We start from the raw sequence: 11,835 nt of genomic DNA on the forward strand, positions 1-11,835 counted from the left end.
TAATTTTGGTATAATAATGGACAAAACACCTCAATTCAAAAGATTTTCATCAAAAAAAGCTATGAGAATGTGTATTTGTTGTCGGAAACGTTTGATACAAAATGAGCTTTTAAGATTCAAGATAGAGCATGTAAAGATAAAGTTATTTGATGGGAATGGCAGGAGTTTTTATATATGCAAGGAGTGTATGAGTAGTGATAAGATTATAGGAAGTTTAGCAAAACTCAAAAATGCCCCAAAAGACAAAAATATTATCAAAGAGCATATCGAGGAGATAAGAAGTATATGGCAAAAATTAGATTGACAGAAATTGCAACCGAGGCGGGTAAAAATTCAAAAGAAGTATTGGAAAAAGCTAAAGAAATGGGCTTGGATGTTAAGACTGTTTCAAGCGGATTGAGTGAAGAAGAAGCCGGCAATTTATATGAATATATTACAACAGGGATTAATAATTATGTTCCAAAAACAGTTAAAGCTAAGCCTGTTAAAGAATCCAAAAATGTAGAAGAAAAAGAATTTAAAACTCTCAAAAAAGAAACTAAAACTTTTAAAAAAACTCCTGGAAAAAATACTGATAATTTAGATGAAAAACCTTTAGAGGAAATAATAAAAGAGCCTATCACTCAAGTATCTCAAGAATCACAAACAATAACTCAAGAAACCCATTGTGATATTCAAACAGGGGTTGCCAGGAGAATGGGTATTCGTATTGTCAAAAAAGGCATAGATGAAGAGATCGCCCCAAAGGTAGAAACAAAAAAATATCAATATGCCCCTTCAGCACAAGAAATGCTTGAAGAACTTCAAAATGACTCAGATAAAGGGATAAAGAAGATAAAAAAATCCAACAAATCTAAACCTCAACTTTCTCATAAACATAAGGAACAAAAAATTGATTTGCTTAGTCAAAGAGAGTTGAGTAGTGTTGATGAGTATGATGATGAACAAAATGAGATTATGCTTTTTGACTTGCATGAACAAGATATTCCGGATGAAGAAGAAGAAAATCAAGTTAAACAAGCCATTACCGATCGTATCAAAGTACATAAAAAAAATCCTTGGATGAGTGAGGGAAGTATTAAAAGAAGCACCAAAAAAAGAAAAATTCCCAAACAAGATACAACACTCAAGGTTGCACAAAGTGTGATTAGCATTCCTGAGGAAGTTAGGGTATATGAATTTGCTGATATTGCAGGTAGAAGTTTGGCTGAAGTTGTCAAAGTATTATTCAATCTGGGGATGATGGTAACTAAAAATGACTTCTTAGATAGAGATGCCATTGAAATTCTTGCAGATGAATTTAAGATAGAAATTTCTATTCAAAACACTATAGAGGATTTTGAATATATTCAAGAAGAAGTTGATGATAAGCTAGAAGAGCGTCCTCCTGTGGTAACAATTATGGGGCATGTTGATCATGGAAAAACTTCTTTATTGGATAAAATACGCAATACCAGGGTAGCAGGTGGTGAAGCAGGAGGCATCACTCAGCATATTGGGGCTTATATGGTCCAAAAAAATGGCAAAATGATTTCTTTTATTGATACTCCCGGTCATGAAGCGTTTACACAGATGAGAAGCCGAGGGGCGCAAGTTACAGATATTGCTATCATCGTAATTGCTGCTGATGATGGAGTAAAGCAACAAACCATTGAGGCACTCAATCATGCTAAGGCAGCCGGAGTGCAGATTATTATAGCGATGAATAAAATGGACAAAGAAAATGCAAATCCGGATAAATTAAAAGCTGAGTGTGCAGAACTTGGTTTCAGCCCTAATGATTGGGGTGGAGAATATGAATTTATCCCTATTTCAGCTAGAAGTGGAGAGGGAATTGAGAAGCTTTTAGAAACGATTTTAATACAGGCTGAAGTTTTAGAACTTAAGGCAAATCCGCATGCAAGCGCGAAAGCAGTAGTGCTTGAAGGCAGTATTGAAAAGGGCAGAGGACCTGTGGCTACTATCATTGTTCAAAATGGGACTTTGAGAGTTGGAGATTCTATTGTGGCAGGCACTGCTTTTGGTAGGGTGCGAGCATTGATTGACGATTATGGAAGAAATATCTCAGAACTTCTTCCTTCAGGAGTTGCAGTGGTTACAGGACTATCAGAAGTCCCGGAAGCAGGATCGATTTTGGTATGTGTAGAAAATGATTCTATGGCAAAAGAGCATGCTCAAAAGCGAGCTGCTTATTTGCGTCAAAAAGAGTTGAGCAAATCCACAAAAGTTTCCTTTGATGAACTTTCTGAGATGGTAGCTAAAGGGCAACTCAAATCTATTCCTATTATTATCAAAGCAGACACTCAAGGTAGCTTAGAAGCTATTAAAGTAAGTTTGGCAAAACTCAATAACGATGAAGTAGAGATCAATATTATTGGTTTTGGAGTAGGAGGGATTACAGAAAGTGATATTTCTTTGGCAGCAGCAAGTAATAATTCACTTATTTTAGGGTTTAATGTTAGACCTACAGGCACAGTAAAGACTAAGGCAAAAGAATTAAAAGTGGAAATAAAAACTTATTCTATTATTTATGCTTTGATTGATGATATGAAGGCATTAATATCAGGCTTAATGTCTCCACTTATTGAAGAAGAAAATACAGGGCAAGCTGAAGTCAGAGATACTTTTGTGATTTCAAAAGTAGGTACAATAGCAGGTTGTATGGTAACAGATGGAGTAATTGCCAGGGGTATTCATGTGCGTTTGATACGCAATGGAGTTGTGATTCATACAGGATCTATTGCTTCTTTAAAACGTTTTAAAGATGATGCTAAAGAGGTTTCTAAGGGTTATGAATGTGGTATTATGCTGGAGAATTATAATGATATTCAAGTTGGAGATGTTTTTGAAACTTACAAGGAAGTTCAAAAAAATCAAATCATTGCATAAAGAAAATTAGATGGATAAAAGTATTCGCTTGCAACGCACACAATCTGTTTTGAAAGAAATGATTCAAGAAGGGCTTGCTACGTTAAATGATACAAGATTAAACAGCTTAAGTATTTTGGAAGTCAGATGCTCAAAGGGTAAATATAATGCTGAAGTATCTATTTATTCAGATTTTTATACCCAAAAAGAACAAGAGCAAATTTTGCATCATCTTAAAAAAGCAGAAGGGATTTTAAAAGAATATATTTTGCAAGCCAGCAGCTGGTATAAATGTCCAAAATTATGTTTTTATTTTGATAAAAGCATAGAAAAAGCGAAGAATTTGGATAGTATTTTTGATCAAATTGCAAAAGAAAAAACTAAAGAGGATGGTCATGATTGATAAAGAACTTCAAGATCGATTAGAAAATCTGGTAGCATCTTTGGATTGTGAATTGTATGATATTGCTTTTTTGAAAGAAAATAATATAAATATTTTACGTATCAGTATTCTTGCAAAAGATATGCAGACAACATTAGATAAATGCCAAGCTGTAAGCGAGCTTATTTCGCCTTTATTGGATGTTTATGATCCTATCAGCGCACAATATACCCTGGAAGTGAGTTCGCCCGGAATTGAGCGTATTTTAAAAACTCCCAGACATTTCAAACTCTCCATAGGAGAAGAAGTCAGCATCAAGACAGATATAAAAGATACATTTGAGGGGATAATTAAAGATGTTAATGCTGAGGGGGTAATCTTTCAAATCCAACAAGAAGAAAGATTTTATCCTTTTACATCACTAAAAAAAGTTAAAACAATTTTTAGATGGTAATTTTCTTAAAATTATAGATTATTTTGGATGCTTTGATAGGCTTTTAAATATTTTTCCCAAGCGTTTTTGCGCAATTTGCAAGCCGGACATTCCCCACACCCATACCCCCATTCTTCACGTTTATTACGCACTCCATTATAACAAGTATGGGTATCTTCTAATATCAAATCCAATACACCTAAATCTCTAGCAAGTTTAAATTCTTGAGCTTTATCCAGATACATCAAAGGGGTGAGGATTTTAATAGAAGTATCAGATCCCAGATTTAGAGTATTTTCTATAGATTTAATAAATTCTTCCCTGCAATCAGGATAGCCGCTATAGTCTTGTTGTGAAACTCCTAGTATTAAGGTATCTGCGGCTATTTTTTGAGCAAAACTATGAGCTATGGTAATGAATATGGCATTGCGATTAGGGACAAAAGAAGCAGGAAGAGAGTGATTTTGAGGGTGAGTAGAATTTACATTTTGTGTGTTTGATTGCAATAAAGCAGATTCCACAATTTGCGCAAAAAAATCTATTTTAATTAAATGAAAAGGAAGATTTAGTTTTTGAGCAATTAGTTTAGCCTGAGTGAGTTCAATTTTATGTTTTTGATTGTAATCAAAACCGATCAATATTACTTCATCAAATTTATTTTTTGCCCATACACTTGTGGTTGTGCTATCTTGACCACCGCTAAAGCTTACAACGCATTTTGATCCCATAAGTCTCTCCTAAAATTGGCTTAAAGCATTTGATATAATACAAAAATTTCTTTAAGGATAAGGATGTTTGAGATTGTATTGCCCAAACAAGTTGCTCATCTTATTGCAATATTAGAAAATAATGGATTTGAGGCTTATGTTGTAGGGGGTTGTGTGCGTGATAGTTTATTGAGAGAGAATTTTTTGAATTTTTCAGATATTTTTCCAAAGGATTGGGATATTGCAACCTCAGGCATGCCCCAAGCTCTCATGAATATATTGAAGGCATCAGGAATTTTGGCAATCCCTACGGGTATCAGGCATGGCACAATAAGTGCTGTGATAGAAGGAAAAACTTATGAGATCACAACTTATCGCACAGAAAATGAATATGAACATCACCGCAGACCTAAAAAAGTTGGCTTTGTCCAAAATATTCAAGAAGATCTGTTTAGACGAGATTTTACAATCAATGCTATGGCATATCACCCAATACGTGGGCTTGTTGATGTTTGCGGGGGAAGAGAAGATTTAGAAAATAAAATTATTCGCGCTGTTGGGAATGCTAATGAACGCTTTGAAGAAGACGCCTTAAGGATATTACGAGCACTCCGATTGGCTTCCGGGATTGGTTTTGAAATTTTTTGTCAAACCAAGGAAGCTATTTTTTCTCATAAAAAACTTTTGAAATTTATATCAAAAGAACGACTTAAAAAAGAGATTGAAGAGTTTATTTGTGGGCAATATGTGCGAGGTGTATGGGAAGAATATGCTGAAATTATTGCTTTTGTGTTAGATGATGAGGGAGAATTTTTTAATCAAACCCGGATTTTACAAAAAAGCAAAGAAACTCTCAAAATCATTGAGTATTGCCCAAGAAATCCAACAATAAGAATGACAGCATTATTTTGTGGCATGAAAGATCCTTTCAAAACAGCTCAAAAAATTTTGAAAAATCTCAAATATGATAATAAAAACACAAAAACAATCCTAAAACTTATCAAATACACTTCTATTCCCCTTTGCGATGAGAAGCAATGGATTAAAAAATACTTGCGTCTTCTGGGAAAAGAGGATTTTAAGATGTTTTTAGATCTTCAATATGCCAAAGCTAAAGCTTTTGATCCTCAAGAAGACAATCAAGAAGAATTAGAAAAACTACAAAGTATTTTTGAAAAGCTTCAAGAAATTCTGCAAAAAGAAGAAGCTTTTATGCTAAAAGATTTGATGATTAATGGGCATGATCTTCAAGCCCTTGGTGTCCAAAAAGGCAAGGAGATCCATAATATCCTTGAGGCTATCCTTGATGCCATCATCCATGAGGATATTCCAAATACCCAAGAGACAATCATTGAGTTTGTTAAGAAAAATTTTTTATAACCATATAAGTGACTTATTAAGTATTGAGAAAAAGGTAAATATTAAGGGGATTTGTCTTTAGCAGATTGATGAAGACCATGCAAAAATAATCCCAAATATTTCTCAAAATCAATGACTAAAATATTAAAATACATATCTCATGCCAAGAATATAATGCCATCAAAGCTATAAAATCTTTTATTTGATGTGATAAATATTGATAAATCTATTATTAATAAGAAATAATCTCACAGGAAATATTTTCAAAATAATTCTCCTTTTGGTATAGATTATTATGAAAGAAATTATTTGAAAAATAATATTAAATATTTTAGTGGGATTGTTTGAAGTTCATTGATGTTGGGTTGTTGTTTGAAAAAAAGGTGTTATTACGAACGATTATAGCCCTTCGTTTTGATATTCAATCAAAGCTATCGCATTGTTAAAAGAACAAAAAATGATTAAGGACAGAAAAATACCGGCATACATATAAAATTCTCAAAAAACTTTTTTATTTTTGACTTATATTTTTTTAAGATTAATAATTATTTCTATAAATATATATAAAATATTGTTTTTAGCCTAAAAGGAGTAGTTTATTTATCAATAAAATGATTTTTTATAAAAATCAAGTATGCTATAATAATGAGAGATAAAATGAGGTAGAGAATGCAAATAAATTTTAATAACCTACTCATGCTTGCGCCTTTGGCCGGCTATACGGACCTTCCTTTTAGAAGCGTAGTGAAAAAGTTTGGGGTAGATATTACTGTGAGTGAAATGATTAGTTCTCATGCTTTGGTTTATGCCAATGCCAAAACACAAAAAATGGTTGAAAAATCTCCTTTTGAAACGCCTTACTGCGTCCAAATCGCAGGTTCAAAGGAAGATATTCTCAAAGAAGCTATCAATGTGCTTAACACAATAGAAGGCATTGATATTATTGACTTTAATTGTGGTTGCCCTGCTCCAAAGGTTGCCAATCATGGCAATGGAAGTGGATTACTTAAGGATCTCCCCCATTTGGTCAAAATGCTTCACATTATTAAAGAAAATACCAACAAACCCTACACAAGTGTAAAAGTTAGGCTTGGTTTTGATAAAAAAATTCCTTCTGAGATCGCTCATGCCCTCAATGATTCTCCTGTGGATTTTGTCGTAGTCCATGGTCGCACACGTAGTGATAGCTATAAAAAAGACAGGATTGATTATCAAAGTATTGGGATGATGAAGCAAATTCTTAAAGTTCCTTTGATTGCTAATGGCGAGATTGCAAATGTGAAAAAGGCTAAGGAGGTTTTGGATATTACAGGAGCAAATGGTTTGATGATAGGGAGGGCGGCTTTGAGTTCTCCTTGGATATTTTGGCAGATTAAAAACAATACAGATACTATCCCCTCTATTGTGAAGAAGGAATTAGTGTTGCAACATTTTGATGCTATGGTAAAATTCTATGGAGAAAGAGGGGTCGTGATGTTTCGAAAAAATCTCCATGCTTATGCAAAAGGGCATAATGGAGCAAGTGAATTTCGCACAAAGGTTAATTCAATGACCTCCGGCAAACAAATGCGTGAAAATATTGCAATATTTTTTGATGAAAGCATCATTGAGGACGATTTACCTGTGTTAGTTGAGCTTAACAAAAAAAGCATATAATTTAAAGAAAAAGGTTTAGAATTGAAATATTTTTTACTTCCATTTCTATTATTTTTTCCTTTGTGGAGTGGGGAAAATAACTTATTTGTAGGCTTCGGAGGGGGACAAAGCTTAGGACAAGCATATAAAACAAGTTTTTGGCAACAAGCAACCAAAGATAATTCCGGTTGTGCCGGAGGGACTTGTATTGGCAATAAAACAAGTGGTAGTTATGCGAGTGCTAAAAGCAATTCTTTTATGGCAATGGTAGGGGATGAGTTTTTTGTTGATCAATATAAAATCTTTGGGCTTAGGATTTATGGCAGTATTGAATATGCAAATGCTTCTTTGGGAAATTTAAAGAGCAAAAAAAATCAAGAGGGCAGAGATACAAGTTTTACAACCATTACAGGCACAGATTCCACGACAGGATCCCCTACTATAGGGGTTTATAATATGAAATCTGCTCCTCCTCCTCAAGAAGAATTATTTCATAATGGCGTATGGAATGCTTATAGTGTGAATTTAGATTTTTTTCTTAATCTTCCTTTAGATTCGATTATCAAAATGTTTTATAGCAAAATGTTTTTTTTCAAAATTGGGGTATATGCAGGAGGGGGTGTTGAATATGCAACTTTAAGAAGTAGTTCTTGGGAAAATAAGGCGATTGAAAAAAATGAGAAATTTTTTGCTTCAGGAAGTGGATTTTTTGCAAATTTAGGAGGTTCTATTTATTTGGGAAGACATAATCGTATCAATATAGGCATCAAGATCCCTTATTATTCACTGAATTCTCAAAATTGGCATAATTTTGGCAGTCCTGATCCTTGGGAGCAACAGCTTTTAAGGCAAAATTTTGATATTAAAAAAAATAGAGAATGGCGAGTGAGTTATGTTTTTTTATTTTAATCATGATTTTTTTCATCATAAGAGATAGTTGTTTTTGGGTCTGAATTTTGAATTTTTTTAATTCTGTCAAGGATATTACCTCTGCCTATTTGGAGTGATTTATTTGCATTTTCATATCGATTTTGAAGCGTTTCAATGCTTTTTCCTATATCATCCATATACCTGCAAAAGGTAATAAGCTTTTCTTTGAGTGTCTCTAATTTAGAAATAATATGGCGATAGTCTTTATCAATTTGTTCATTTTTCCATAAATTATTAATAGTCATTAAAATAGACATAAGCGTAGTGGGCGAAGTAAGCACAACTTTCATATTATAGGCCTTGTTGAATAAATCAGCATCCGCGTGCATAGCTTCTATGAAAGCCCCCTCAATAGGGATAAACATAATGGTAAAATCAGGGCTTTTGCCTTGTGTTAAAAGATGGTATTTTTTATTACCAAGCTCATTAAAATGTATATAAATATTCGATACTAAAAGATTTTTATTTTTTTCAATATCTTCTTTGGATTCTGAGGCAATGAGAGCATCATAAGCATTCAAATTCAGTTTGGCATCAATAATAATAATTCTTTCATCAGGGAGATTGAGAATAATATCAGGTTGATAACGTTTGCCGGAATCTTCATCTTTAAATTGAGTTTGTTTATGATAATTTTGTCCCTCCACAAATCCATTTCTTTTTAAAAGTGATTCTAAAATCATTTCTCCCCAATTCCCTCTGGTTTTGCTTTCACCCTTGAGGGCTTTGGTAAGATTGGAGGCTTCTTTAGAAATAGTTTCATTAAGATCTTTGAGGAGTTTGATTTCTGTAATAAGGCTTGTCCTTTCTTTGATTTGCTCTTGTTTGAGGTTTTCAAAGGCTTCTTTGAAGTCTTTGATTTCTTTTTGGAAAGGCTGGAGAGTTTTGCTCTGGGCTTCTTTGAAGTCTTGAGTTTTGTTTTCTAAAATCTTTTGACTTAAATTTTCAAATTCTAATTTAAGTTCTTTTTTGATTTTGTCTGTGTCGTGTAGCTCTATTTTGAGAGATTGTAATTTTTCTTGTTCGTCTATAAGGCGTTGCTCGTAATAATATTTTTGCGTGTTGTTTTGTTGTTCAAGATTTTTTATAGCAGATTGTAATTTTTCTTGTTCATTCAAAAGGGATTTTTCATAATAATTTTTTTGCAAACTAAGTTCTGTTTCAAGTTCGGTAATTCTTGTTTGTAATTTGTGGATATTTGGAGTGTTCCCAACAAATTTAAAATGATAAATTCCTAAGACAATGAGGGCTGTAAAAAAAGTTATAGATAAAAAAATAAGAAATATAAGCAATATTTTCTCCTGAAATTAAAAAATGTTATTGTACTCTTGTCATAGATAAAAATTCAATAGTTGATCTTAAAGATAAAATATTATCTCAAGCTTTTGATCTGTCTTTGGAAATATAAATTCCAACAAGTACAATTACGATCCCTGTAAGCTCTATCCATGTTAATCTTTCATTGAAAATAAAAAGCGCATAGATGGCTGCAATAACAGGTTGGGTGAGAATCAACACAGAAGCAAGCTGAGAGGTGATTTTGCCCAAGCAATAACTTAGCCCTCCTTGACCCAAAATTTGAGAAAAGATTGCCAACCCTAGAAGTGGCCACCATGAAGACCAAGAATGCGGGTATTTGATCCCTTCAATCAAAAAAGTCGCAGGGATAAGAACAATCAAAGATCCAAACCCGCTATAAAACATAATCTCAAAAGCAGAAACTTTTTCTCTTAGCTTATAAACAACGGCTAAAAATAGCCCATAAAATATAGAAGCGCAAAAAGCAAATGAATTACCCTTGGTGCTATCTGTCCCTTCTGCCACTCCTTTGCCTTCTAACAAAACAACAAGCCCAAAGAGAGTGATGAATAATCCAAATAAAAATTTTTTAGGAATTTTTTCTTTATAGAGAAAGTAAGAAATAGGGATAATGGTAAAAGAGACAAGATTTCCTAAAAGATTTGCATTCGCTACTGTAGTAAGATGGAGAGAAACATTCCATAAGAGGAAATCGCATGCAAGAAAAATACCTGCAAACATTATCACTAAAATATTTTTAAGAGAAATTTTTTGCTTGTTTTGGTAAATAAAAGGGAATAAGAATACAATAGACACAAGGACACGATAAAATCCTGTATTGATAGGTCCTATTGGACTTAATTTTACAAAAATACTCCCCAGCCCCAAAGAGCAAATTACAAGCATAGTCAGAAAAATATTAAATCCGGAATTATTTCTTATCATTATATTTTGTCTTTAAATAGTCCGTGAGCTTTTTAGAGTGATAAGCAAAGCAGGAAGCACAAAAATCGCGGCAAAGATAGGGTTAAAGACTATCCCTAAACGTGCAAAAACAATCCCTCCAACAAAAGAAGCCAAAGCAATACCTACATTAAAAGCTCCTTCATTAATGCTAATGGAGCTATCTGTAAAATTGGGAGTATATTTTTGCGCACTTATCATTGTAAGGGTTTTTAGTGGTGAGATACCTCCAAAGGCAAAAAATCCCATCAAACATAAATTAATGATGACCATTGTTTGAGAATAAGCACTTAGGGTTATGAGTGCATAGATGATTGCTTGTCCTACCAGAATAATACGTAAAGACATGATAGAACCCTTTAAATCAGTAAGTCTGCCTCCAACAAGATTGCCAATAATGGCACAAACACCATATAAAAATAAAATAACGCCAATCATTTTTTTATCAAAATGGCTTATATTTAAAAGCAAATCAGCAATATAAGTATAAAGCACAAATCCCCCACCACATGTGCAGATGGTGATGATATAGCATTTAAGCAATGGAGGGACTTTTAGGGCAAGGATAAGATATTTGATTTTAGTCGCAGAGCCATGGAGATGGTTGGGCATGATAATAAAAACAGCTATAAATGCAATGCTTGTTAAAATAAAAATCAACAAAAAAACAGCTTGAAAGCCAAAAGTTTGCCCAACAAAAGTCCCCAAAGGCACACCTGTAACAAGTGCAATTGTCAATCCCGAAACCATAATAGCAATCCCTTGAGTTTCTTTGCCTTTTTTGGCAACCTTGGCTGCAGCAATTGTAGCAATTACAAAAAATACTCCATGCATAAATCCTGCCACAACTCTGGCGAATAAGCTTAAATAAAAGTTGCTGCTTATGGCGATAGTAAGGTTTGCAAGGGCAAAAATGCCTAAGTTAATCAAGAGTTGGTATTTGCGATTTAGCGGGCTTAAGGGAATACTCAATAAAGGTGCTCCAATAACTACACCAATAGCATAAATAGTTACCAGCCATCCTGCAGTTGGTTGGGTAACTTGAAAATACTTAGCAATATCAGGAAGAATCCCGGCTACAATAAATTCAGTAACACCCATACAAAAAGAACTTAAAGCTAAAGCAAAAATAGCTTTATTCGAAGAGTTTTGTTTCATTGATTTTCCACAAATAATGTTTTAGGGATAGGATTTTATCTCAAAAATGTGTATTCTAAATTTAAAAATAGATTTTTAATGTTAAAATAGGCTTATTTTAT

11 protein-coding genes are annotated in these 11,835 nt (G+C 33.4%); 7 read left to right on the forward strand and 4 right to left on the reverse strand.

What is annotated here, in order from left to right:
• Positions 1 to 16: 16 nt before the first annotated feature.
• The 4 genes from BKH45_RS01490 to rimP are packed head-to-tail and all read left to right on the forward strand — an operon-like array spanning position 17 to position 3,704.
• Positions 17 to 304 (forward strand): DUF448 domain-containing protein, encoded by a 288-nt coding sequence (locus BKH45_RS01490; protein WP_095273708.1) that lies wholly within the window; start codon positions 17 to 19, stop codon positions 302 to 304.
• Positions 286 to 2,889, forward strand: a complete 2,604-nt coding sequence (gene infB, locus BKH45_RS01495) for a translation initiation factor IF-2 (protein WP_095273709.1) — start codon at positions 286 to 288, stop codon at positions 2,887 to 2,889. The genes BKH45_RS01490 and infB overlap by 19 nt, the downstream gene beginning before the upstream one ends.
• A 10-nt stretch (positions 2,890 to 2,899) precedes the next feature.
• A complete protein-coding gene (gene rbfA, locus BKH45_RS01500) occupies positions 2,900 to 3,271 on the forward strand; it encodes a 30S ribosome-binding factor RbfA (protein WP_095273710.1) in 372 nt (123 codons plus the stop codon).
• Positions 3,264 to 3,704, forward strand: a complete 441-nt coding sequence (gene rimP / locus BKH45_RS01505) for a ribosome maturation factor RimP (RefSeq protein WP_095273711.1) — start codon at positions 3,264 to 3,266, stop codon at positions 3,702 to 3,704. The genes rbfA and rimP overlap by 8 nt, the downstream gene beginning before the upstream one ends.
• Before the next feature lie 11 nt (positions 3,705 to 3,715).
• Here the strand turns inward: rimP and queC are convergent, their stop codons facing one another.
• A complete protein-coding gene (gene queC, locus BKH45_RS01510; RefSeq protein ID WP_095273712.1) occupies positions 3,716 to 4,411 on the reverse strand; it encodes a 7-cyano-7-deazaguanine synthase QueC in 696 nt (231 codons plus the stop codon).
• 63 nt (positions 4,412 to 4,474) lie between these two features.
• Here queC and BKH45_RS01515 point away from each other — a divergent pair, with 63 nt between their 5' ends.
• The 3 genes from BKH45_RS01515 to BKH45_RS01525 all read left to right on the forward strand — a co-directional run bounded on the left by BKH45_RS01515 (position 4,475) and on the right by BKH45_RS01525 (position 8,293).
• Positions 4,475 to 5,770: a CCA tRNA nucleotidyltransferase gene (locus tag BKH45_RS01515; RefSeq protein WP_095273713.1), complete on the forward strand. Its 1,296-nt coding sequence runs from the start codon at positions 4,475 to 4,477 to the stop codon at positions 5,768 to 5,770.
• Positions 5,771 to 6,418: 648 nt separating this feature from the next.
• Positions 6,419 to 7,405 (forward strand): tRNA-dihydrouridine synthase, encoded by a 987-nt coding sequence (locus BKH45_RS01520; RefSeq protein WP_095273714.1) that lies wholly within the window; start codon positions 6,419 to 6,421, stop codon positions 7,403 to 7,405.
• A gap of 21 nt (positions 7,406 to 7,426) precedes the next feature.
• Positions 7,427 to 8,293 carry an outer membrane beta-barrel protein gene (locus BKH45_RS01525; protein WP_095273715.1) on the forward strand — a complete coding sequence of 289 codons (867 nt, stop codon included), beginning with the start codon at positions 7,427 to 7,429 and terminating at the stop codon, positions 8,291 to 8,293.
• Here the strand turns inward: BKH45_RS01525 and rmuC are convergent.
• The 3 genes from rmuC to BKH45_RS01540 form a co-directional block, all read right to left on the reverse strand.
• Positions 8,290 to 9,606: a DNA recombination protein RmuC gene (gene rmuC, locus BKH45_RS01530; RefSeq protein ID WP_180675572.1), complete on the reverse strand. Its 1,317-nt coding sequence runs from the start codon at positions 9,604 to 9,606 to the stop codon at positions 8,290 to 8,292. The genes BKH45_RS01525 and rmuC overlap by 4 nt on opposite strands.
• Positions 9,607 to 9,691: 85 nt before the next feature.
• On the reverse strand, positions 9,692 to 10,558 hold the full coding sequence (locus tag BKH45_RS01535) for a DMT family transporter (RefSeq protein WP_095273717.1): 867 nt from the start codon (positions 10,556 to 10,558) through the stop codon (positions 9,692 to 9,694).
• Positions 10,559 to 10,570: 12 nt separating this feature from the next.
• Positions 10,571 to 11,734, reverse strand: coding sequence for an MFS transporter (locus BKH45_RS01540; RefSeq protein ID WP_095273718.1), 1,164 nt, complete (start codon positions 11,732 to 11,734; stop codon positions 10,571 to 10,573).
• Positions 11,735 to 11,835: the final 101 nt, after the last annotated feature.

The organism is Helicobacter sp. 11S03491-1, assembly GCF_002272835.1.
Lineage (GTDB): Bacteria > Campylobacterota > Campylobacteria > Campylobacterales > Helicobacteraceae > Helicobacter_J.